The sequence below is a fragment of the Flavobacterium sp. P21 genome (assembly GCF_050632225.1).
GTDB lineage: Bacteria > Bacteroidota > Bacteroidia > Flavobacteriales > Flavobacteriaceae > Flavobacterium.
On the sequence record NZ_CP192585.1, the window covers coordinates 4485771 to 4509837 of the forward strand.

Annotated in this window: 26 protein-coding genes and 2 pseudogenes; 19 read left to right on the forward strand and 9 right to left on the reverse strand. The window is 32.0% G+C overall.

Annotated elements, in window-relative coordinates:
- Positions 1 to 153 precede the first annotated feature (153 nt).
- From ACQ9BO_RS22435 to ACQ9BO_RS22495, 13 genes are all read left to right on the forward strand, one after another.
- Positions 154 to 339 (forward strand): hypothetical protein, encoded by a 186-nt coding sequence (locus ACQ9BO_RS22435; RefSeq protein WP_431242552.1) that lies wholly within the window; start codon positions 154 to 156, stop codon positions 337 to 339.
- A gap of 292 nt (positions 340 to 631) precedes the next feature.
- Positions 632 to 2098: a tetratricopeptide repeat-containing sensor histidine kinase gene (locus tag ACQ9BO_RS22440; protein WP_431242553.1), complete on the forward strand. Its 1467-nt coding sequence runs from the start codon at positions 632 to 634 to the stop codon at positions 2096 to 2098.
- 6 nt (positions 2099 to 2104) lie between these two features.
- Positions 2105 to 2773 (forward strand): response regulator, encoded by a 669-nt coding sequence (locus ACQ9BO_RS22445; protein ID WP_431242554.1) that lies wholly within the window; start codon positions 2105 to 2107, stop codon positions 2771 to 2773.
- 229 nt (positions 2774 to 3002) lie between these two features.
- Positions 3003 to 3251: a hypothetical protein gene (locus tag ACQ9BO_RS22450; protein WP_431242555.1), complete on the forward strand. Its 249-nt coding sequence runs from the start codon at positions 3003 to 3005 to the stop codon at positions 3249 to 3251.
- Positions 3248 to 3541 (forward strand): hypothetical protein, encoded by a 294-nt coding sequence (locus ACQ9BO_RS22455; protein WP_431242556.1) that lies wholly within the window; start codon positions 3248 to 3250, stop codon positions 3539 to 3541. Before ACQ9BO_RS22450 ends, ACQ9BO_RS22455 begins: the two co-directional genes overlap by 4 nt.
- Positions 3542 to 3617: 76 nt before the next feature.
- The gene (locus ACQ9BO_RS22460) at positions 3618 to 4133 is read left to right on the forward strand and encodes a PIN domain-containing protein (RefSeq protein ID WP_431242557.1); all 516 of its coding nucleotides are present in this window, start codon (positions 3618 to 3620) and stop codon (positions 4131 to 4133) included.
- Entirely contained in the window at positions 4124 to 4582 is a 459-nt protein-coding gene (locus tag ACQ9BO_RS22465) for a hypothetical protein (protein WP_431242558.1), read from the forward strand. The genes ACQ9BO_RS22460 and ACQ9BO_RS22465 overlap by 10 nt, the downstream gene beginning before the upstream one ends.
- Before the next feature lie 141 nt (positions 4583 to 4723).
- Positions 4724 to 5032, forward strand: coding sequence for a hypothetical protein (locus ACQ9BO_RS22470; RefSeq protein WP_431242559.1), 309 nt, complete (start codon positions 4724 to 4726; stop codon positions 5030 to 5032).
- Entirely contained in the window at positions 5017 to 5280 is a 264-nt protein-coding gene (locus tag ACQ9BO_RS22475) for a hypothetical protein (RefSeq protein ID WP_431242560.1), read from the forward strand. The genes ACQ9BO_RS22470 and ACQ9BO_RS22475 overlap by 16 nt, the downstream gene beginning before the upstream one ends.
- A gap of 72 nt (positions 5281 to 5352) precedes the next feature.
- Positions 5353 to 5655, forward strand: a complete 303-nt coding sequence (locus ACQ9BO_RS22480) for a hypothetical protein (RefSeq protein WP_431242561.1) — start codon at positions 5353 to 5355, stop codon at positions 5653 to 5655.
- Between the two features lie 196 nt (positions 5656 to 5851).
- Entirely contained in the window at positions 5852 to 6907 is a 1056-nt protein-coding gene (locus ACQ9BO_RS22485; protein WP_431242562.1) for a type I restriction endonuclease, read from the forward strand.
- Between the two features lie 116 nt (positions 6908 to 7023).
- Positions 7024 to 7413: a hypothetical protein gene (locus tag ACQ9BO_RS22490; RefSeq protein ID WP_431242563.1), complete on the forward strand. Its 390-nt coding sequence runs from the start codon at positions 7024 to 7026 to the stop codon at positions 7411 to 7413.
- An 11-nt stretch (positions 7414 to 7424) separates the two neighbouring features.
- Positions 7425 to 7634 (forward strand): hypothetical protein, encoded by a 210-nt coding sequence (locus ACQ9BO_RS22495; protein WP_431242564.1) that lies wholly within the window; start codon positions 7425 to 7427, stop codon positions 7632 to 7634.
- A 99-nt stretch (positions 7635 to 7733) separates the two neighbouring features.
- On the opposite strand, the gene ACQ9BO_RS22500 is transcribed toward ACQ9BO_RS22495, so the two are convergent.
- On the reverse strand, positions 7734 to 8651 hold the full coding sequence (locus ACQ9BO_RS22500; protein WP_431242565.1) for a hypothetical protein: 918 nt from the start codon (positions 8649 to 8651) through the stop codon (positions 7734 to 7736).
- 578 nt (positions 8652 to 9229) lie between these two features.
- Between ACQ9BO_RS22500 and ACQ9BO_RS22505 the strand changes: the two genes are divergently transcribed.
- Positions 9230 to 9898, forward strand: coding sequence for a response regulator (locus tag ACQ9BO_RS22505; RefSeq protein ID WP_431242566.1), 669 nt, complete (start codon positions 9230 to 9232; stop codon positions 9896 to 9898).
- Between the two features lie 243 nt (positions 9899 to 10141).
- Positions 10142 to 11493, forward strand: a pseudogene (locus tag ACQ9BO_RS22510) (GH1 family beta-glucosidase).
- Between the two features lie 74 nt (positions 11494 to 11567).
- Here the strand turns inward: ACQ9BO_RS22510 and ACQ9BO_RS22515 are convergent.
- Together ACQ9BO_RS22515 and ACQ9BO_RS22520 are read right to left on the reverse strand one after the other, a co-directional pair.
- Positions 11568 to 11933, reverse strand: a complete 366-nt coding sequence (locus tag ACQ9BO_RS22515) for a hypothetical protein (protein ID WP_431242567.1) — start codon at positions 11931 to 11933, stop codon at positions 11568 to 11570.
- A 352-nt stretch (positions 11934 to 12285) separates the two neighbouring features.
- Entirely contained in the window at positions 12286 to 12933 is a 648-nt protein-coding gene (locus tag ACQ9BO_RS22520) for a hypothetical protein (RefSeq protein WP_431242568.1), read from the reverse strand.
- Positions 12934 to 13492: 559 nt separating this feature from the next.
- Here ACQ9BO_RS22520 and ACQ9BO_RS22525 point away from each other — a divergent pair.
- The 3 genes from ACQ9BO_RS22525 to ACQ9BO_RS22535 all read left to right on the forward strand — a co-directional run bounded on the left by ACQ9BO_RS22525 (position 13493) and on the right by ACQ9BO_RS22535 (position 15478).
- Positions 13493 to 13720 (forward strand): hypothetical protein, encoded by a 228-nt coding sequence (locus ACQ9BO_RS22525; protein WP_431242569.1) that lies wholly within the window; start codon positions 13493 to 13495, stop codon positions 13718 to 13720.
- A gap of 760 nt (positions 13721 to 14480) precedes the next feature.
- On the forward strand, positions 14481 to 14816 hold the full coding sequence (locus ACQ9BO_RS22530; RefSeq protein WP_431242570.1) for a hypothetical protein: 336 nt from the start codon (positions 14481 to 14483) through the stop codon (positions 14814 to 14816).
- Between the two features lie 20 nt (positions 14817 to 14836).
- Entirely contained in the window at positions 14837 to 15478 is a 642-nt protein-coding gene (locus ACQ9BO_RS22535) for a sensor histidine kinase (RefSeq protein ID WP_431242571.1), read from the forward strand.
- Positions 15479 to 15658: 180 nt separating this feature from the next.
- On the opposite strand, the gene ACQ9BO_RS22540 is transcribed toward ACQ9BO_RS22535, so the two are convergent.
- The 5 genes and pseudogenes from ACQ9BO_RS22540 to ACQ9BO_RS22560 form a co-directional block, all read right to left on the reverse strand.
- Complete coding sequence (locus ACQ9BO_RS22540; RefSeq protein WP_431242572.1) at positions 15659 to 17101, reverse strand: TolC family protein; 1443 nt, start codon at positions 17099 to 17101, stop codon at positions 15659 to 15661.
- Positions 17094 to 20263 (reverse strand): annotated as a pseudogene (locus ACQ9BO_RS22545) (efflux RND transporter permease subunit). Before ACQ9BO_RS22545 ends, ACQ9BO_RS22540 begins: the two are co-directional and overlap by 8 nt.
- A 34-nt stretch (positions 20264 to 20297) precedes the next feature.
- Entirely contained in the window at positions 20298 to 21380 is a 1083-nt protein-coding gene (locus ACQ9BO_RS22550) for an efflux RND transporter periplasmic adaptor subunit (protein WP_132989812.1), read from the reverse strand.
- A gap of 173 nt (positions 21381 to 21553) precedes the next feature.
- Complete coding sequence (locus tag ACQ9BO_RS22555; RefSeq protein ID WP_431242573.1) at positions 21554 to 21937, reverse strand: hypothetical protein; 384 nt, start codon at positions 21935 to 21937, stop codon at positions 21554 to 21556.
- A gap of 258 nt (positions 21938 to 22195) precedes the next feature.
- A complete protein-coding gene (locus ACQ9BO_RS22560; protein WP_431242574.1) occupies positions 22196 to 22609 on the reverse strand; it encodes a GNAT family N-acetyltransferase in 414 nt (137 codons plus the stop codon).
- 170 nt (positions 22610 to 22779) lie between these two features.
- Between ACQ9BO_RS22560 and ACQ9BO_RS22565 the strand changes: the two genes are divergently transcribed.
- Positions 22780 to 23343: a hypothetical protein gene (locus tag ACQ9BO_RS22565; RefSeq protein WP_431242575.1), complete on the forward strand. Its 564-nt coding sequence runs from the start codon at positions 22780 to 22782 to the stop codon at positions 23341 to 23343.
- A 55-nt stretch (positions 23344 to 23398) separates the two neighbouring features.
- On the opposite strand, the gene ACQ9BO_RS22570 is transcribed toward ACQ9BO_RS22565, so the two are convergent.
- Positions 23399 to 24010 carry a hypothetical protein gene (locus ACQ9BO_RS22570; protein ID WP_431242576.1) on the reverse strand — a complete coding sequence of 204 codons (612 nt, stop codon included), beginning with the start codon at positions 24008 to 24010 and terminating at the stop codon, positions 23399 to 23401.
- Positions 24011 to 24067: the final 57 nt, after the last annotated feature.

Genomic DNA, 24067 nt, shown 5'->3' on the forward strand with positions numbered 1-24067 from the left:
ATGCGGAAAACCGTAAGACGGAATTTATCCGGGAAGTATAGATGAAAATCTTACTGTTCTACGCATTTCACTTCCCAAACAAAAATGGTATTGACTAGATCTGGAATAATTCCGGACAGCCATACCCATGTCTAAAATTTAATCGTAAAAAACATGAAAAAGATATTTTTATTGGGAGCGTTCGCGCTATTGTCAGCTACATTATTCTCTTGCACGGCCGACGAATATGATGATGTTAAAAAAGAAATTAATCCAGCAAAACCTTCTTATGCAGATGATGGTCCTGGAGACGGAACAATAAAACCACCGCCACCGCCACCGGGACCGGCTGATGAATAAATAAAGATGATTAGTTTATAAATAATTATTAATTTCGGGGAAAGTAAGTTTTATGCTACGATCCCCGTTTTTTTATTCCTTAATTTTTCTGCTCCTTCTTTCATGTAAAGAAAAGAAAACCAGTATTCCTCAACCTGAGCCTATTAGAAAAGAAGCAAGCACATATCGGGAAAAAGGACTAATAAACTTTGAAAACAAAAATTTTAATGCGGCATTTCTCAACTTCAATAAAGCAAAAATAGCATATGAAACATTAAATGACAGTGCTAATATCATGTATAATCTCATTCAAATGGCGTCAATTCAGCAAATAAATGGAGACTATTATGGGAGCAAAGAAACATTGACCGAGGCCTTACCCTACCTCAAGAAAAAAGACATTTATAGTGTTTCAATCAATAATTTTTTCGGAATTGCTGATAAAGAATTATCAAATTATGATGATGCTATTTATTACTATAATGAGGCATTAAAAGATTGTGCTGACTCTTTATGTAAACAAACTCCTTTAAACAATATTGCAGTTATTTATATTCATCAAAAGAAATACGATAACGCAATAAAAATCTTTGAATCAATTATAAATACAAAAAAATCTGGAGAGGGAGATCAAAATAGCAATGCGCTTATCTTAGATAATTTAGGCTATGCTTTATATAAAAAAGGACTGCATGAAAAAGGTCTTTTGTTCATGCAAAAAGGTTTAGATACAAGAAATAAATACAATGATGATTACGGAAGTATTGAAAGCAATTTACATTTAACTGAATATTATACCGATAGCGAGCCTCAAAAATCCAGACAATTTGCCTTAAATGCTTATGAAACTGCCACAAAACTTAACAGTATCGATGAACGTTTAGAAGCGTTATCATTTTTAATGACCAATAATTCTGTGATCAATAAAACAGAATACATTCAAAAATTCATTTTCTTAAATGATAGCATTCTAAAGGTTAGGAATAATTTTAAAAACAAATTCGCAAAAATTAAATACGATTCAAAAAAGGAAAAGGACGAAAATGAGAAATTGCGTTTAGAAAAAGCGGAAGATTTAGTAGCTATCAAAGAAGCCGAGAAAGACAAAGTAATTTTATTTGCCACTTTAATCGCTGTTGTATTCTCAGGTGTTTATTTAAGAAATAGGTATAAAAATAAAGAACGACTTGGAAAAATAAAAACTGCCTACGACACTGAAACAAGAATTGCAAAAGATATACATGATGAATTGGCAAATGATGTCTTCGATACAATAACCTTTACACAAACTCAATCTTTAACAACCGAAAATAATACCGGAATCTTATTGCAAAAACTAAATCATATTTATACTCGTGTTCGAGGTATTTCAAGAGAAAATAATGATATAGATACTGGAACAAATTATTCTAGAAATTTAAAAGACATGCTCTCAACTTACAGCGACAAAAATATAAATGTCTCAATTAATGGTGTCGAAAAAATAAATTGGGATGTAATTGAAGAGCTTAAAAAGATAACAATTCATCGCGTTTTACAAGAATTAATGGTTAACATGAAAAAGCATAGTGAAGCTTCGGTAGTTGTTTTAAAATTTGAAACCGACAGTACTAAAATCTTTATAAATTATTCGGACAACGGAAAAGGCGGTGAAAAATCAAAGATTATAAAAAATGGTCTGCAAAATATGGAAAACCGTATTTTATCTGTAAAAGGAGCCATTACTTTTGAAACCGAACCTCAAAAAGGTTTTAAAGTAAAAATAACGATGCCTAAATAAAAGCCTATGTTTAAAAAAGTAATTATAGCTGAAGATATCGATGCAATGAATTTAGGAATTCAACAAGTTTTGAAAGATTTAAATATTGCCGATTACCAACATTCTAAATTTTGTGATGATGCATTTCTAAAGATACGCGTCGCAATTCACAAAAATGAACCATTCGACTTATTAATAAGTGATCTTTCCTTCAAAAAAGATCATCGTGAACCGAATATTATAAATGGAGATGAACTGGTTCAAAAAGTACGTGAATTACAACCTGATATTAAAATAATTGTTTATTCTGTCGAAGACAAAAGCTTTCGTATTAAGTCGCTTTTTGAAAATGCCGAAATAGATGCTTTTGTTTTAAAAAGTTTGAACAGTATTGAAGAATTAAAAAAAGCAATCAATCTAATTTCAAGTTCTGATAAAAAATTTATTTCTCCAGAAATATCTTCGGCTTTACAGGAAAAAAATAATTTCGAAATTGAAGAATTAGATATTAAGATTTTAAAATATTTGGCCAACGGAACTTCTCAAGATGAAATAATAGAAATTCTAAAAGACTTAGGAACTAAACCAAACAGCAAAAGTGCTATGGAAAAAAGACTTTCGAGATTAAAAGACTTTTTTAAAGCTAACAATACGCTTCATTTGATTTCAATTGTGAAAGATATGGGAATAATTTAAATTCCTACTATTCCTATTTCAAAGCTCCTTCGGGGGCTTTTTTTATTGCCAAATTTTAAAATTTTATGGATTATGGATTTCCGTAAAATTCTGGTTTTATTGATTTTACTTTTGGGTTATTAATAACTTTAAATAATTCACATATGGAAAAATATAAAAAAAGAAAAATGCAATTAGCGTATCTTTAACTGATTTTATAGATTTTGTAAATAAATCTGGAAACTCTAAAATGACAAAAGTTAAACAAGTAAAATACCGAAACACTTATCATCCTGCTTCCGATTTTTATAAAGCTTTTCGAGAAGAAATTATTGAAATACACAAAAACAATGACGATAAAAAATTGCTAGATAATTTACTTCATAAATTGACTGATTTAAAAAAGAAAGTTAACTACCCAATATCAATTGATGGGTACAAAAAATTCTGGGGAAAGAAAAAATTGAATGGTTTGATCCTCCATTTTATCATTGGTTGACAGGAGATCTCGATATTAAAATAAATCCAGAACTAGGTCTTTCATTTGACAACAAATTTTATGTAATTAAATTATTTTTAAAAGCTGATAAAATTTCCAAAGATAAATTATCACAAATCTTATCTTTGATGGAAAGTCAATTGCGAAAAGAAACTGGAGATGAAATCATTTTTGCAGTTTTAGATGTAAAGAATTCAAAATTATACGAAAATACAAAAGGTGATTATACATATTTACCTTTATTAGAAGGAGAAGCAAAAAGTTTTGAATCTATCTGGAAAGCTATTTAATTTTAGATCAATAAGTATTATAGTTATGTTTTTGTTACTTTTAATATTAATTATAGAAATTTAAAATAATTACTAAGTGAACATTTTATATATTGATGCAAATATTTTTCTCGGATTTTACAATTCAAATAAACCTGAGTTTAAAAAACTATTGAACTCTGTGATAGAAGTTAAAACCAAAATATTTTTTACTGAGCAATTTAAAAATGAAATTGATAGAAATAAACTGAACGTCTTCAAGCAATCAATAGATAATTATATAAAACAAATAGCAATAACAGATATAGCTTTACCAGAACATCTGGATCAAGAGACTTCATCTAAATTAAAATATTGGAATACTTCAAGAAAAAAATTAGAACAACAAATTAAAGATTCTAATAACGAGCTCATGAAAATTTTAAATGAAACATTGTCCAATGTTTCTTCATCCGAAGATAATGTTTCTAGAGCATTATCTTCATTATATCTGAGAAGTATTCAACCATCAACTGATGATCTAATTAGAGCTAGATATCGAAAAGAAATTGGCAATCCACCCGGCAAAAAAATGACCCTCTGGGAGACCAATTATCTTGGGAAATGCTTTTAAATATTGTACCTAAGATTAATAGAATTTGGATTATTTCTAAAGATCAAGACTACTATACTGAAAGTAAAGATTTATTATATTTAAATCCTGTTTTAAAAAATGATCTCATTGGACTAAATCCTAACATTCATATTAAAGTTTTTAATAAATTATCTGAAGCTTTAAGAGATTTCAACAATCAAGAATTGATTACATCAATTCCTAATAAAGATGATTTAGATCTGATTTCATTATCTGAATCATATATGGATGATATTGACAATATTGATTTAGAAATTCTAAGTTATTTATCTCAAGGATATGGAACATTTGAAATGAAAGATATTCTTTCTCTAAAAGATCTCTCTTTTTCTCAAATCGAAAAAAGAGTAAATAAGCTGAAAGAACTTTTTAAAGCCAATCATACCATTCATTTAATTTCAATTGTAAAAGATATGGGAATAATTTAAACTCGTATAATTCCTATTTTAAAGCTCCTTCGGGAGCTTTTTTTATTGTCCAAATTTAAAATTTTACGAATTATGGATTTCCGTAAAATTCTGGTTTTATTGATTTTACTTTTGGATTATTAATCAACTAAATTCAAAAAAATGAAAAAAAATGTCTTACAAATCATCGCATCATTTATTGTCGTATTACTATTTTCTTGCCAAAGAACAACCTCATCATATGATGAAATAGCAGTAGCAGTCGATTCAGCGGCAGTAATTGTCGATTCAACTACACCAACCATAGCTAATAAATGGGAATATCATGAATCAACTGATAAAATGACATCAAAATCAATCAAGTTTGCACAGATAATATCTAATGAAAGCTTAAATCTAGAATTTCCATATGATGGAAATAATTATGGCCGATTAATATTAAGAAAAAAGACCGCTTGGACATATATCTAAGTATTGATAAAGGGCAAATAAGCGGAGGATATGATAATAATTTTATTACAGTTCGTTTTGATGACGAGAAGCCAATAAAATTTAGCTATAGTGAACCACAAGACAGCAGTAGTGACTTAATTTTTATTGATAACGAAGCAAAGTTTTTATCAAAGTTAAAAAGATCAAAAAAAATACTTGTTTCATTACCGTTATATCGTGAAGGCAATCAAATACTTGAATTTAATACTATAGATTTAAAATGGTAATCTTTCACAAATTAACAAAATGTAAAAGAATTAAGTTATGAAAAAAGTATCCTGCTTTTTATAGCAATAATAATGTTTAGCTGTTCAAACAAAAATGAATTATTTAAAGAGACCGATTCATTTGTACAATCTTTACAAACTGAATATGAAAGCTATGGATTTTTGGGTAATAAATATTCTAAAACGACAAGTGATGGATTATATTCTATTACTCCATTTGGTCGTCTAATAAACGTAAAAATACAACAAATTGTGAGTTCAGAAGAATACGAAGATTTAAAAGAAGATCTCGAAAATCATTATCAAGGTGATCCACGAGTTAATCGTGTGTATATCTGCCAAGCGGGTACTATTATGATTGATTGTAGAAACTAAACTTTTAAGTATTCTCGAAAAAGAGTAAAAAATTCAAAAACTAAATGTTTTAAAGAGGAACTTCATTGTCCTCTTTTTTCTGTTTACATAATTTTATAAAAAGCTTCTTTAAAAACTTTACCCGATTACGGATTTCCATAAAATATTGATTTTACAGGTTTTACTTTTGAATAACTAATCTTAAAATCAATATTTTATGGAAATGAATATTCAACTAAAATCGCTTGCCGATAAGATAAATCAGCTGAAAAGTAAAATTGAAACGGAAGAATCTACAAAACATGCTTTTGTATTGCCTTTTATACATATTTTGGGTTATGATGCTTTTAATCCGCTGGAAGTAGTTCCTGAATTCACAGCAGATCTTGGACTGAAAAAAGGAGAAAAAGTAGATTATGCTATTTTTCAAAATGGCGAGCCTATTATAATTGTTGAATGCAAAAGTTGGAAAGAAAATCTTACGGTTCATAATTCGCAGTTATTCCGTTATTTTCATGTTACAAAAACTCGATTTGCACTTTTGACAAATGGTATTACCTATCAATTTTTTACCGATTTAGATGATCAAAATAAAATGGATGAAAAGCCATTTTTAGAATTTGACATCTGCAATCTAAAAGAAAACACAATAAACGAAATTGCAAAATTTCATAAAGCAAATTTTGATGTAAATAATATTGTAAGTAATGCAAGTTCTCTAAAATATATTAAAGAAATAAAAAAGCAGATAAGTGCAGAATTAGAAAATCCTTCAAATGATTTTACAAAACTTTTTGCCAATAAAGTATACGCAGGAAGACTAACTGAGAAAGTTCTTGATGAATTTAAAGATTTGGTTCAAAAATCAGTGAATCAATTTATCAATGATAAAATTAATGATCGTTTAAATGCTGCTTTAACTAAAGAAACAATCAAACAGCAAGTCGAAGAAATTTCAGTTATTGAAGACGACAATAAAATTAATACAACTGAAGAAGAACTTGACGGTTATCGAATAGTGGTTGCCATTTTACGCCGAAAACTCCCAATTAACAGAATTGTTTATCGCGATACACAATCCTATTTTGGAATTTTACTAGACGATAATAATCGTAAACCTTTATGCAGACTGCATCTTAATGGTGGTAAAAAATATATAAGCCTGTTTAATGATAATAAAATCGAATCTAAAATTTCAATTTCATCAATTGATGATATTTACCAATTTGAAAAAGAGTTATTAGACACAGTAGCAATTTACGAAACAGAATAAAATCACGTATAAGTACTTATCTTAATAAGGTCCATCTTAATTAGATTTAGCAACTAAATAAAGCTTCTAACTCTAACCTAAATACCTGATAGCCTATGCAAAAAAAATACCTCATCTTGCTTTTAATATTTACGTTTTATTCTTGCAAAAAATCTGGTGCTCTGCCTCCACAACACATCAATACGTTTTATAAAGAAATAGTTACCGCAGACGACCGAAAAACCATTACACCAGAAGAAGCTAAAACTTATCACGTAAATAAAACCTATCAATATGAATACCGCACAGGAAATCCGGGTCATTACGAATACAATTATGATGTAAAAGGAATCAATGCAAGAGGCGATTCAGTTTTTGGAAATATAAATGTTCAAGGAAAATATGGCGCAGGAATTTTAATAACTGATAGCATTCTTGAGCTAGAAATTACTACAGAATGGATTTCTCATGGAAAATTAAAAGCGTTTGATAATAATAGAAATGAATATCAATTAGTAGTAAAATAAATTAAGTCAAAATGAAATATGCTTTATTACTTCTCTTTACTTTTTTAACTTCATTTTGTCCGCTCGAAACCACAGTATATTTGTGTGGCCCAACTGGCGCCAAGAAATATCATTATAACGCAAACTGTCGCGGACTAAGTTCATGTAATCATGAAATTACAAAAGTTACTCTTAAAAAAGCTCAAGGATACGGTTTGACTCTTTGTGGCTGGGAAGATTAATTTCTTCTTTTAATTATAAAATCAAAAAAATAATAACCGAATCAATAAAAACGAATTAAAAAACCTCCCAAATTAAAGTTTATTTTGGGAGGTTTTTTTTTATTTTGTCGCACTAGATTTATGCGCGTACTTTCTAAAAATATCTTTTGTGACTGGTTTCAGCGCAATATTATTTTCAGGATGTCTTCCATGACCGTTAAAAAAGTCAATTCCATCAGCAGTTTGGGCATACCAAATTATAGCGCGACCGTATTTATCAAAACAAATAGTATGATCATCAATATCTACTTTCTGCAAATGAACCAAACTTTCATCTAATAATTCAACTGGATTTCTTGTAAGCGAACTTTGTGATTTCAAATCGCACCTAACAAGCTCATAATGATCGCCTGACCACTGCATACACTCTTTCTGCGGAAGCGCCAGATAAATAATAACACCAATCAAACAAAGAACAGCCGTTATTGATGCAATTCGAAACATTTTAAATTTTGACTTATAAATTCTAAATTTTCTTTTCTTATTTGGCGTTTTTACAAAAACAGCTGTTTCAGAATGTTTCAAATTTTCGGCAGTTTTCTCAACTTCATTTTTGTATAAAACTTCCGGACCAAAAACAGGAATTTGCTCTTCCTGAGACATTGCTTTAGCCTTAAATTTCCTGAAAGGCCTTGGCTGAAAATCAATCAAAATTGCCGCCATATCAACAGTATCTATTTTTAGAGGTTCTTTCTCTCCCTTCAAAAATGCGCCTACTTTTTTATACTTATCCGTATAAGTTGTGCAAGTATCCTCTATATTTTTATCAAAAGGAACACCTTTAAAATCCCAATACACTTTTAAATCATCTGGAGCAGGATTTTCACGTAATATTTTCCAACATAAATCTCTCAAATGGGCTTGAGAAGGTGTCTCCAGATAATTAGAGTTTTCCCCTAATTCTTTTTCGATATTATATTTTGTTCTTATAGCTTCTTTATAAGCTTTTTCATAATTGCATCGTGTAATGTGGTCCATATACATTCAGGATTTTCAGGATTTTTAGCGTTAATTCTCGGATTTTTCAAGAAAATCAGGAACATTTGGAATCTCCGGATTTCTTTTCAATTCAGAGGAAAACATATAATTACTTTGCCTCAGAATTAGTTCTCGTTCTGACTCGCGATCATAACAAATTTACAAAACTAGTTTACCTCTAAATTGCGGGAAACCGTAAATTTTTGTTTAGGAGAAAACCCAAAATCAAGCTTACAATTCTACGCTCTTTTCTTCGCAAACAGAAAGTTTCATTGCTAAAAAACGATTCAGAACAATTCTGAATAGCAATGCTTGTGCCAAATTTTGAAATCTTAAAAAATTGCCTTAAATAATTAATTACTACTTTCGGCGAAAGTAAATCTTATGCTAGGATCTCTTTTTTACGTTTCATTATAGCTGTTTTTGCTAGTTCATGCAAAGGCAAAATAGCGGTTCCTTTGAAAAATGATTTCCAAAATACGGAAAACCGTATTTTGCTTCCAAAGAGAACCATTAATTTTGACACTGAACCTGATAAAGGTTTTAAAATAAAGATATCCATGCCTAAATAATTTGTTATGTTTAAAAAAGTAATAATAGCCGAAGATCTAGATAGCATCAGTTTTGGAATCGAGCAAGTCCTGAAAGATTTAGGAATTGAAAATTTCGACTATTCCAAATATTGCGATGACGCCTATTTAAAAATACGCAAAGCCATTCAGGACAATGATCCTTATGATTTATTGATAAGCGACCTTTCGTTCAAAACAGATCATCGTGAGGTAAAGCTTGCTAGTGGCGATGAATTGGTACAGAAAACACGAGAAATCCAACCTGATATTAAAATATTAACCTATTCAGTCGAGGACAAAAGTTACCGTATAAAATCGCTTTTTGAAAACGCGGCGATAAATGCTTTTGTTTTGAAAGGAAGAAACAGCATTGACGAGCTTAAAAAAGCAATCGGGATTATTTCGGCTTCTGAAGACAAATTCATTTCACCAGAAATTGCATCTGTGCTTCAGGAAAAAAACAGCTTTGAAATTGATAACATCGATATTACAATTCTGAAATACCTCGCTGAAGGAAAATCACAAGACGATATTATCGAAATTTTCAAAAATGCCAATATAAAGCCCAACAGCAAAAGCGCCATTGAAAAAAGATTATCCAAACTGAAAGATTTTTTCAAAGCCGGCAATACTGTCCAGCTTGTTTATATTGCAAAAGATATGGGGATTATTTAAAATTGTCCCCAGAGGTTTCTCATGCGCTTTTCACCGATTTTTCCGGATCTTTTATCGTATTTAATTATTTGATAATAATGACTTTACAATTTATTCACATTAGTTTTCTTAATTTGAATAAAACAAAAAGTTATGAAATTCTTTAATCTAAATTTTCTAGTATCATTCAAAGAATGGCTTTTTTTAAGAGCAATGCAATCTTCTTTCCTTCATTAATAAATTAAAAAAGGAAAGAATAATTGAATGAATAAAATTGACAAATCATTTTTGAACAAAAATCAATTTGGTGAAGATTTCTTGTGGGGTGTTTCAACTGCCGCTTTCCAAATTGAAGGAGCTCATGATACCGACGGAAAAGGTTCTTCTATCTGGGATGTTTTTACCACTCAGAAAGGAAAAATCAAAAACGGGCATCATGCTATAACTGCTTGTGATTTCTATAATTCGTATCAAACAGACATTAGTCTGATTCGCGAGTTAAATATTCCTAATTTTCGATTTTCAATTTCTTGGCCTCGAATTATGCCAACAGGAATTCATCCTGTAAATCAAGCCGGAATTGACTATTACAATAAAATTATCGATTCGCTTTTAGCACAAGGAATTGAACCATGGGTGACACTGTATCACTGGGATTTGCCATATGCACTTGAAGAAAAAGGCGGATGGACCAATCGTGAATCTGTTTCTTGGTTTTCAGATTATGTGGATATTTGTGCAAAACATTTTGGTGATCGCGTAAAAAATTGGATGGTCATTAATGAACCTTCAGTTTTTACTGGCGCGGGCTATTTTTTGGGCATACATGCGCCTGGAAAAAAGGCATCACAAATTATATTAAAGCCATGCATCATGTGACTTTAGCAACAGTTGCTGGCGCAAAAAAACTCCGTGAAAATGTTGCAGATGCAAATATCGGAACAACTTTTTCCTGCACACATATAGAACCTTTTTCTCAAAATCAGAAGGATGTCGAAGCCGCAAAACGTGTTGATACGTTGCTAAACCGAACTTTTATCGAACCGCTTTTAGGACTTGGTTATCCGCAGGAAGATCTGCCAGTTTTAAAAAAATTGAATAATTATATTCTTGAAGATGATCGAAACAATCTTGCGTTCGACTTTGACTTCATCGGACTCCAATGTTACACTCGAGAGGTTGTAAAAGCATCATTATTGACGCCATATATTGGTGCCGAGTTGATAAGCGCCGAAAAACGAAATGTAATTTCTACCGAAATGGGCTGGGAAGTTTATCCCCCTGCGCTTTATCATATTTTAAAACGATTCAACAGCTACGAAGGCATCAAAAAAATCATAATTACTGAAAACGGCGCCGCATTTCCTGACACCGTTACAAATGGAAAAGTGTATGACATAAAACGTACACATTTCATTCAGGATCATTTGGAACAAATTTTAAAAGCCAAAGAGGAAGGCTTAAATGTCGATGGCTATTTTGTTTGGACTTTAACTGATAATTTTGAATGGGCAGAAGGTTATAACGCCCGATTTGGATTAATCCATATTGATTTTGAAACGCAAAAGAGAACCATAAAAAATTCTGGATTATGGTTTAAAGATTTTTTATCCTAAGAGACTTATTCCTAAAAACAAAAGCCTTTCCATTAATTGTGAAAGGCTTTTATATTTAAAATAATATCATTCTATTATTGAAATCTAAACTTATAATTCTGCTTTTGAATTCCGACATAAAGCTTACCGTTGCTTTGCAAGTGGGCTGTCACTTTAATATATTTTTCTTCTGGATATTTTATATCATAACTAAAGGTCGTATCTTTTGTTTTGATTTGAATCACATGTTTTCCGTCATCAGATATTGAAAATTTTGCTGTTTCATAAGTCGGCATTTCATCTGTTGCTTTTAAGTTGATATCCTGAACTTTCGTCTTATCCAGAAATACTTCCAGTTTTAAATTATCCAATTTCATATTCGTTGGCTGTTCAAAAGACACTACATATTTTTTACAACCGAAAGCAGATAAAAGAATTAATAGTATTAAAAGCTTTTTCATAAATAATATTTTAAATTGATTCTTGACCGAAATCAGATTGTTTTACTCTTTTATAAATATAAATAATTTTATGGCAATTCGGTCTAAAAAAACAAACTTCGCCCAAATTATTCATCGAAAAACAAACCTAAAATAACCGAAAAAAAAGTTACTGAAAAAGGCAAAAAAAACATTATTTCCTTGATTTTATTAGGTTTAACGAGATTTTTTTCTTATCTTTATAGTGTAAATAACAATAAATATATGCCGAAAAACAAACTTTTTAAATGCCTAAATTACGCTTCAAAAAATTATCCATTTTTCAACTTTTTGCATTTTATTCTTCAAAATGCTTTCCATCTTCATTTGGAAATTATTCTACCTTATCTTTTTTCTGCACATAATTTAAACAAGCAGAAGACGCCAGTAAGACCGTTCCTATCGCAATCTTAATTGCTCTTTTCAGCGGTATGTTCTGAGCTATTTTTTTAGAATTAGAATATAGGTCTTTTAAATCCAAAAAAGGATTTCCTTTCTCGGGAAACTCTTCAGACTCTTCATTTTCATTTTTCACAAAACCCTTCGATTCTATGACTTTATTCTCGATTTCAGAAGTTGCTTTAATACTTTCTGCATTTTTAGCCATTTTGATTTCTTCAACTCGACACTTTTCATTAAACTTTTTAAAAGGGCGCGACTGAAAATCGACCAGAATTGCCGCAAGATTTATTGCGTCAATATTTGACGGATCTGTTTCGCCTTTAAAAAAGGTTTCGATTGGCCTAAACTTGTCTTTTTGTTCCTTAAACTTATTCTTTTTTGTATGATCAAAATCTAAACACAATAAATTCTTAAAAACATTCAAATCATCTTGGGTTGGATTATTTTCGAAAATAAGCCAGCACAAATCGCGGAGTTTTCCTCGAGATGGATTATACAAGTAATCGAAGTGTTCTCCTTCTTTTTCGAGTTCATATTTAATTTTAATCGCCTTTTTATATTCTTCTAATGTATTATTCATCTTCTCTTTTTAAGAAACTCTCTGGGGTCTTTATTTTCATTTTTAATCTAAATCTTTTTACATGCCTTTACTTTTGACTTCTAAAATTCAAATTATTTTCAGCGTTTTCAATTTTTATTTTGATTCCACATTATTGCCACTTTTTTTTCAGTTCATCCAACTTTCTTCAGGATTTTTACCTCTATTAAAATAGAGATTCATCTAAATTCAAACAACATTTAATAAAAAATAGGCATTGCATTTTTATTTTATTGGGAAATTTCAGGAATCTCAGGAAAACGCAGGAATTCCGGGAATTCCTTATCTACAGTAGCCTAGAAGTGCCTTTCCTTTGCATAAGAAATTAGTTCAAGTTTTGTCTGCAGACTAAAACAAAAATAAAAAACTAGTTCTAATTAACATTGTGGAAAACCGTAAGACCGAGTTTATTCGGGAAGTTTAAATTACGTCTTACAGTTCTACACGATCAACTTCCCAAAACCAATTTGGTATTGCCAATAACAAACTCTGGATAACTCCGGACAGCAATACCTATGTCTAATTTCTAAATTAAATCAAAATGAAAAAGCTATTATTTTTTAGCGCTATTGCGTTAATGTTCACTATATTTTCTTGTACACCGGATGAAATTGAAACGCAACCAAAACAAGAAACCAAAAAAACTATTAATCCAGCAAAAGATACCTTTGCTGAGGATGGACCGGGTACTGGGCCTGGAACCGGAACTCCTGGTGATGATGGTCCTGGTGATGGTGGTCCGATTAAACCACCACCAACTGATGAATAAATATATTTTTAGTATCTAATTAATTACTATTTTCGGGGAAAGTAAATTTATATGTTACGGTCCCCGTTTTTTTATTTTATAATTCTTCTTTCTCTTTTTTCATGTAAAGAAAAAAGACCGTTAGTCCTAATACAGAAGCTATACAAAAAGAAGCGCTTAGCTTACGAAATAAAGGATACGAAAATATCTTAAAACAAAATTTCAACACTGCTTTTCATGAGTTTAATAAATCTAAAATACTTTTCGAAACTTTAAAAGACAGTGTCAATATTGGATATGTCCTTCTACAGCTGGCCGCAATACAGCAAGTTAACGGAGATTATTACGGTAGCAAGGAAACAGTTACTGAAGCATCAGCGTATTTTAAAAAAAATAGTATATACGCTCCTGATATAAATATCGTCTTAGGCATTGCCGATAAAGAACTTTCCTTATACAATGATGCAATTTATTATTATAAAGAATCTGCAAAAGAATATAAAGATCCTATTGCAAAACTAGGCCCGCTATCTAATATTGGCCCCATCTATATCCAACAAAAAAAGTACGATAAGGCAATTGCTCTTTTAGAATCTATTTTGGGCAAAAATTTATTAAATAATGAAGCTCAAGCATCCTCTAAAGCTCGAATTCAAGATAATTTGGGGTATGCCTATTTTAAATATGGAATGGATGAAAAAGGATTTCATTTAATGGATAATGCGCTCAAAAAAGAAATGAAATCAAAGATACATACGGAAGTATTGAAAGCTACCTTCATTTGGCCGATTATTATTCCAAAAAAGACGTTCAAAAATCAGATGAAAATGCGCTAACAGCATACAATATTTCTACAAAACTAAACAGCGTTGATGAAAGATTAGAAGCCTTGCAAATTTTAATTTCAAATGACCACAGTCCTAAAAAGCAAAAATATGTTCAAAAGTATTTTACGCTAAACGACAGTATTATTAAGGTTAGAAACAACTTCAAAAATAAATTCGCTAAAATTAAATACGATGCTAAAAAAGAAAAAGACGAAAATGAAAAACTTCGTTTAGAAAAAGCGGAAAACCAGTTAGCGCTTCAAAAGAAAAATTCCTGCGAATTGTATTAGTAATCATATTTGTTTTTCTTGTGATTTTAATAGCAATTCTAGTGCGCTATTACAAAAATAAAAACAAGGCAATCGAATTTAAAGCTTCGTACGAAACCGAAACCAGAATTGCTAAAAAAATCCACGATGAATTAGCAAACGACGTTTTTAATGTCATTGCTTTTACAGAATCTCAGCCTTTGTCCATAGAAAACACCAAAGAGAATCTTCTTCAAAAATTAGATGATATTTATGGCCGTGTAAGAGGAATTTCAAAAGAAAATAATAAAATTGATACGGGTGCAAATTTCACCAGAAACATAAAAGAACTGTTTTCAACTTACAATACCAGCACAAGAAATATCATATTTACTAATTTAGAAAACATACATTGGGAATTGATCGATGATATAAAAAAGATCACCATTAGCCGAATTTTACAAGAGCTTTTGGTAAATATGAAAAAACACAGCAAAGCAAATCTTGTTGCCATAAAATTTGAAAGCGATCAAAACTCAATCTTCATCAATTACACCGATAACGGCATTGGTTGCAACAAAGATAAGATTATAAAAAACGGTCTACAGAATATGGAAAGCCGCATTCAGGCCGTTAAAGGAAGCGTAGATTTTGAAACAGAACCAGATAAAGGTTTTAGAGCGAAAATAATTATTCCTAAATAAGCCAAATTTAAACAAAGCCTTTCAGAAATGTTCTGAAAGGCTTTTTGCATTATTACATTTAAATTGGACTTTAGTCCAGTTCAGCTTTACAATATAATTTGTTCCTTCGAAACTATAAAAAAACCTCCCAGAATTTAACTTCTGAGAGGCCTCTACTAATAACTAATTAAAATGGGTATTCTACTTCCAACCTCCGCCTAGGTCTCTGTAAACATGAACCGCGGCGTTAAGTTGTTCTTTTTTAGTATCTATCAATTCTAAATTTGCTTCTAATGCATCACGTTGTGTCATTAAAACCTCAAAATAATCGACTCTTGCAGATTTGAATAAATCATTAGATACATCAATTGACTTGTTTAATGCATCAACTTGTTGTGATTTCAAATCATAGCTTTTTTGCAGATTATCAATTTTAGAAAGCTGATTAGATACTTCTAAATAAGCGTTTAAAATCGTTTTATCATAATTATATAATGCCTGAAGCTGTCTCGCATTTGCACTTGAAAACTCAGCCTTAATTGCGTTTCTATTGATCAATGGCGCGACAAGATCTCCTGCCAATGAATATAAAAGTGATTCAGGTAGCGTAAACAAATAAGATGGCTTGAAAGCTTGAACTCCAAAAGTCGCCGTAATGTCAAGTGACGGATAAAATTCTGCACGAGCCACTTTTACATCTAGTTTTGCGGCAACCAATTCTAATTCTGCTTGCTTAACATCAGGACGATTCATCAACAATTGAGATGGAATCCCTGCGCTTACTGAAGCTGGCAACAAAGTCAGGAATTTTGTGTTGCTTCTTTTAATTTCCTGAGGATAACGTCCTAACAAGAAATTAATTTTGTTTTCCGTTTCTTTAATTTGTCGCAAAATATCAAACTCCATACTTTTTGAAGTCAATACTTCGGCTTCAAACTTCTTAACACCAAGTTCTGTAGCTCTTGTCGCTTGCTTTTGAATTTTCACAATTTCCAAAGCGTTAGATTGCAAAGTAATGGTTTGCTTCACAATATCTAACTGATTGTCTAGCGCTAATAATTCATAATACGAATCAGCTATCTCCCCAATAAGATTGGTAACCACAAAGTTTTTCCCTTCAACCGTTGCTAAATATCTGTTTAAGGTCGCCTTTTTAGAATTACGCAGTTTTTTCCAGATATCAACTTCCCAGTTTGCATAAGCCGCAATAGTAAAATCTCCAAGTGGATCTGGAGTTTCAACGCCAGGTTTAATTTCTGTAGTGGCATCACCAGCACCTTGGCTGGTATACCTTCCTACTTTTTCTACTCCAGCTCCGGCACGAACACCAACTTGCGGCAATAAAAGTCCTTTACGAACTCTAACATCGTTCTTAGCAATTTCGATTTCCTGCGGCGTCATGTTTAACTCCTGATTGTTTTTCAGGGCTACATCAATCAAATCGACAAGGTTTTGATCCTTAAAGAACTCTCTCCATTTTACAGTTGATGTATTTGTTGTATCCTGAGTGGTAGCGACACCAAATGATTCTGGAACCGGTGCACTAGTAGTTGCTGTATCTGGCGCAGGAGCTTTACAACCTACTACAGCCAAACACAACCCTAATGCGGCGCTATATTTATATACTTTTAATTTATTATACATGATTGTTGTCAATTTCTTCAGTTAATGGGTTTTCTTCTTCATGTTTAACCAGTTTGTGTTTTTCTGCAATTCTTCCGAAGATGTAGTACAATCCTGGAATCAAGAACACCCCACAAATAGTTCCGATAAGCATTCCTCCCGCGGTACGCAGTACCAATAGTTCGGTTACCAATTTTACCCGGACCCGTTGCAAAAGCAAGCGTGCAGCAAACCAGCGATAAATGCAAACGAAGTCATCAAGATTGGACGGAACCTCGCTTTTGCACCCTCCATCGCGGCGTCAAGAACCGATTTTCCGGCAACATGCCTTTGAATCGCAAACTCAACGATCAATACGGCATTTTTACCTAATAAACCAATAAGCATTACCATGGCAACTTGAGCATAGATATTGTTTTCTAATCCTGTGAATTTCAATAGAAGGAACGCTCCAAAAATACCTGCCGGCAAAGAAAGAATTACTGATAATGGCAAAATAAAACTCTCGTATTGAGCCGCTAGAACCAAATAAACGAATCCTAAACAGATCAAGAATACCCAAATTGCTTGATTACCTTGAGCAACCTCATCGGCAGAAATACCTGCCCAGTCAATATCATATCCTCTAGGCAATTTTTTCTCTGCAATTTGTTGAATCACTTTAATAGCCGTACCAGAACTGTAACCCGCCGCTGGAGAACCACTAATTTGTGTTGAGGTGTACATATTATGACGCGTAATCTCAGAAAGTCCGTACACTTTTTCCAATCTCATGAAAGCAGAATATGGAACCATTTCGTCACGATCATTTTTAACATACAATTTCAAGATATCATCTGGTTGCGCACGATATTCTGGCGAAGCCTGAACGATTACTTTGTAGTTGATTCCGAATTTGATAAAACTGATTTCATAGTTACTACCTACAAGCGTTGACAACGTATTCATTGCATTCTCGATAGAAACCCCTTTTTGTTGTGCCAAATCATTATCGACTTTCATCATGTATTGAGGGAAACTTGAGCTATAAAAACTAAATACATTAGATAATTCTGGCTGTTTATTCAACTCAGCAACAAATTCATTGTTTACCTTCTCCATTCGTTTATAATCTCCAGAACCTGTTTTATCTAACAAACGAAGTTCAAATCCTCCCGCGACACCATATCCTGGTACAGCAGGTGGTTGGAAAAATTCGATATTTGCCCCCGCAATATCTTTACATTTTTCCTCCATTTCATGCATAATCTCAATAACAGATTCTTTACGGTCACTCCAATCTTTAAGGTTGACCAAACATGTTCCTGAGTTTGCACCAGTACCTTCAGACAGAATTTCATATCCTGCTAATGAAGAAACAGATTTTACTCCATCAATAGTTTCAGCAATTTTCTGAACTCTCTCCGCAATATTGTTTGTTCTTTCTAATGATGAACCAGGAGGTGTCTGAATAACTGCGTAAAACATTCCCTGATCCTCATTCGGAATAAATCCAGAAGGAACAGAACTGCTTATCGCCCAAGTTCCAATACAAAATCCGATTAAAGCAACAAATGTTACTACTCGTCTGTTAACGATTTTTCCTAATACGTTTTGATATCTACCTTGTGCTAAATTGAATTTTTCGTTAAAAGCATCAATGAATCGATTCGCTGGTGTTTTCTTTTTAGGTTTTCCGTGATCATTTTTCAACATCATTGCACAAAGCGCCGGTGTCAACGTCAATGCGACAATACCAGAAAGAATAATAGCTGTTGCCATAGTTACAGAGAACTGTCTGTAAAATACTCCTACAGGACCAGACATAAACGCTACCGGAATAAATACCGCGACCATAAGGAATGTGATCGCTACGATCGCTCCAGCGATTTCATGCATTGCTTGTTTTGTCGCTTTAAATGGCGAAAGATGTTCTTCTTCCATCTTGGCGTGGACCGCCTCAATAACTACAATCGCGTCATCTACCACGACCCCAATTGCTAATACTAAAGCAAATAATGTAATCAAGTTTAACGAAATATCGAAAAATGTCATGAATACAAATGTTCCTACTAATGATACAGGTACCGCAATTGCTGGAATAACTGTTGAACGCCAGTCTCCTAAGAAAAGGAATACTACCAAACCTACCAGAATAAATGCCTCAACAAGTGTATGGATTACTTTTTCAATAGAAGCATCAAGGAATTTAGAAACGTCATATGAAATTTCATAATCCATTCCTTTAGGGAATTTCTGTTTGATTTTTTCCAGTTTTGCTTTTACCTCTTCAATAACCTGATTCGCGTTACTTCCAAAAGATTGTTTTAATACGATCGCCGCAGATGGTCTTCCATTCAAATTAGAATAGATATCATACATCGAGCTACCAAATTCAACTTTAGCAACGTCTTTCAAACGTAAAAGCTCTCCATTTGAATTTGCTTTTACTACAATGTTCTCGTATTGTTCTTTTGTTGTAAAACGTCCAGAATATTTCAACACATATTCGAATGCTTGAGAACGTTTACCAGAACTCTCCCCAGTTTTACCTGGAGAAGCTTCCAAACTCTGACTTGATAATGCTTCCATTATTTCATCAGCAGAAATTTTATAAGCCAACATACGATCTGGTTTCAACCAAATACGCATTGCATATTCACGTGTTCCTAAGATATCCCCAGAACCAATACCATTTACCCTTTTTAATTCAGAAAGTACGTTGATATCAGCATAGTTATACAAGAATTTCATGTCGGTATTTGGGTCTGTACTGTAAAGATTCACGTACATCAACATACTCGGTACTTCACGTGTAATTTTGATACCCTCACGAATTACCAAAGGAGGAAGCTTATTTGTAACCGAAGCCACACGGTTCTGAACGTTAATTGCCGCTTGGTTAGGATCTGTACCTAAATTAAATACTACTTTTATAGTAGCCTCACCATCATTACCCGCATCAGAAGCCATATATTTCATTCCAGGAACACCATTCAAGGCTCTTTCCAAAGGAATTACAACGGCTTTAATCATCAACTCACCATTCGATCCTGGATAATCTGCAGTAACGTTCACCATTGGTGGTGAAATGGTCGGGAACTGTGTAATTGGCAAACTTAAGACCGATAACACTCCCAAAAAGACAATAACCAACGATATAACTATCGATAGAACAGGTCTTTGAATAAATTTATTAAACATTTTTATATTTTTTAATGATTATTACCAATAGAACCTATTCCGCTTTTACGCGTAAATGTTTTATTACCTCTTGAGGCGCTTGGAATTCATATTTAATTTTGTCGTTTTCTTTTACTTTCTGAACACCTTCAAGTAAAATTCTATCATTTTCTGTGATACCACTTTTTATTACGTATAAATCAGGTATTTCGCCAGTAATTGTAATTTCTCTAGAGCTAACTTTGTTGTCTTTCCCTACTACAAAAACGTATTTTTTATCCTGAATTTCGTAAGTAGCTTTCTGCGGAATTACAATAGCATTTTTAAGAGGCAAGAACATTTGAACTTGTCCTGTTTCTCCATTTCTTAGTAATTTTTCAGAGTTTGGGAATCTTGCTCTAAAAGCGATATTTCCTGTTTCATTGTTGAATTCACTTTCAATTACTTCAACATTTCCTTTATACTTAAATGTATCACCATTTGCTAAAACTAAGTTTACTTTATTTTCTGCACGACCCGCAACATTAGTTTCATACTGAAGATATTCTGGCTCAGTTACATTGAAGTAAGCAAACATTTGACTATTGTCTGAAAGGCTTGTTAATAATTCACCTTCGTCAATAAGACTTCCTAATTTTAATGGAATACGGTCAATTGTCCCGTCAAACGGAGCTCTGATTTCTGTAAATGATAAATGTAATTTTGCCAGTGAAACTTCAGCTTTTGCTGATTGCAGTTTAGCCTGCGCAACACTCAATTCGTTTTTAGAAACGATATTTTTATCTGCTAAAAGTTTAGCATTTTGTAATTCAATTTCAGTTGACTTTTGTTCAGCCTGAGCTTTAAGCAATTCTGCCTGATACATGTTAGGCATAATTTTAAACAACAATTGCCCTTTTTTTACAAACTGTCCTTCGTCAACATAGATGTTTTGCAAAAACCCTTTTTCTTGGGCGCGTAATTCAATATTTCTCACAGATCTAATCTGCGAAACATATTCTTTAGTAAATGAAGTGTCAATTTTTATCGGATTTGTTACCGTAAATTTTTCAACTTCTTCTTTTTCTTCTTTTTTAGTCGTACAACTAGTTAGGCACACAAAGGCCATTAAGCCTGTGAACAAAATAATTCTTTTCATGATTTAGTTTGGAAATTAAGCGATTCAATGCTTGGAATACAGTGATTCCTTTGGATGGAAAAATGCATCAGATACCAATAGATATAACCAAACTTTCATACAAGAAGAGGTAGAAAAAATACATCAACAAGATAGCAGGATTACAGCTGAGGTAACCGATGTATATTGTTAAATCAAATTCTTAATACTCGTTGAGTAATGTAGATAGGATTTGAATGCGCTAAGAAAGGCGCGTAGATTTTAAATCGATTTGATTCGTTTGTTGCAGATTGATCTGAAAAAGTCAAATACCAGCTATCAAGTATGCTGTAATTAACTGCAAAAAGTTTTACCGGAAGCCCATCATTTAAATCGTCATTTCCTGACAAATCTTCACCAAGATCAATATCTGCATCTTCAATAACCGAAGTGCCTCTTTCCTGATTAGTGAATTTTACACGGTGCTTTTTTTCGAAGGTATGATGTTGAGAACCATCAAAAGTATTGGCATTAAGATATTGGCCTCCGCCTGACAGAAGCAAATTCATAAACACTAAAAATACTATTATCTTTCTCATTCGGGTGCGAAAGTAATAAAAGATTGCAACAAAAAAATAAAATAAGAAAGTCTTAACATGTCCGTAATAAACGAAAACGTTTTCAATTTACATCATTGCTCAATTCGCAACTAAATTGCTAAATTTATATCAAAAGAATAACGAGGCCTCATTTTGAATTGGCGTTTATTTTAAAACGGCAAAATTTAGAATGGAAAAAACATAAAAATGATAAATAACTGACATCAAATATCTTATTTACAAATTCCGATGCTTTTTTTATAGCAAAATTTCCATTATTGTAAATTCTTGACCTTCTTTAGTGAAAATTTTATGTGTATCGACCATTCCGAATTTCTCATAAAATGCCTTTTTGTTCGTACGTGCATTACACCAAATTTTGGCACTGTTTTTTTGCTTGGCAAGACTAAAAATATGCTTCAGCAATTCTGATGCTATTCCTTTTCCTTGAAATTCTTCCAACGTTGCCAATTTTCTAAACTGCATTTCATCATCTTTAAAAAAACAAGAAACAATAGAAACCAATTTTTCATCTAAAAATGCTCCAAAATGCAACCCTAAATCATCTTCCTTTAATTGAACATATTCAAAAGGCAAATTTGGCCACATTACTTCATGACGAATTTGCCAAGTTTGAGAAGGTTTAATCTCAGTAATTTTTAATGAATTCATTATTTAATCTTTTCTTCAAATTTAGAGCATTTTACAATTTGATTTTAAATGAAACACAAAAACAACATTACACTCATTTCCAAAAAGATAACTTAAAATAAATAAGATAAATCATTCGAAATTAATTTTTAATAATTAATTTTATAGAGTCGAAAACAAAAAATCCAGTTATGAAAAAACTCATTCTCGCAGTATTATTATGTATTAGTGCAAATGGTTTTGCACAATTAATACAAGTTGGTCCTCAATTTTCTACTAATATAACTTCGGCTGTCACGGATGATTTTAGCTCTAAAAGCGCAGGAACAGATTATGGATTTGCAGGATTTGTACGCGTAAATTTGGCCCTTTTTTATGCTCAAGGAGAATTTGGTTATGCACAATCAAAATTCAGCGTTTCGCAAACTGGAGTTGGGGAAACAGAATATGAATTGGGGGGAACAGATGCAACTTTGCTTGCGGGATTAAAAGTATTGCCTCTTGGAAAATTAGGCAATGTGAGAATTTTTCTTGGATATAACTGGAAAAATTATTCCGACATCAATGCCAGCAATAATCTAAACTTTATTGCTTTTGAAAAAAACAACAGCAGTTTTCTAGGTGGCGTTGGAGTTGATTTATGGCGATTTACAGTAGACTACAGATATCTTGCCGGTGTAACGGATCTTGATCCTTCAGGAAGAAGTTTGAAAACCGGAATTTCAAATTTTTCTGTTGGGTTTAAGTTTTTATAAAAAATCTTATTTCAAAACATAAAAAAGGGAATCAAATATAGATTCCCTTTTTTCATTATTTCACTTTAACAAAATAAGCTTCTTCGTTGTTCTCTGTTATCTTTTCAACTCCAGTTTCCTTTTTTCTGGCAACATTAATAACATGCAACACATTAGTCTCTTCATTTAAAAGACAAGTCCAAATTGTACCATCAGAAAGAATAATATCTGAAAATACACCATCACATGCATCTTTATTATAATATTTCAAATCTTCAGTTTTGATTAGTTTTTTGATTTGCGTTTTTTGATTCGTTTCATAAAACAAAATCTTATCCTGATTAATTTCGATTATTTCTTCAGTTTCATTTTGGCTTATGCCTTTTGCTTGAGCCCAGACTGGTTTATCTCCGGTCATTTTCCAAGTTCCTACTATACGGCTTAAAGCATCATTTCTCAGAATAGTTTTCAATGCATCTACTTTTTTAGCAGATTCTTTTCCTAATTCATTTTCAGGCTTAAGTCTTGAAGCTATTGAAAACAGGTCTAATGCTTTTCTAAAATCAGCTTTCTGGTAATACGAAACTGCCAATTCATATCTGCTCTTCTGAAATGCAGTTTTTGAATCATTTTGGGCAAAACATTTAAGAGAAAGCAAAAAAGCTAAAAGAATAGGGTATTTTTTCATTAATAATGCAGTTATTTTTTTCTGCAAACCTAACTTTTTACAATGATATTTTATTAC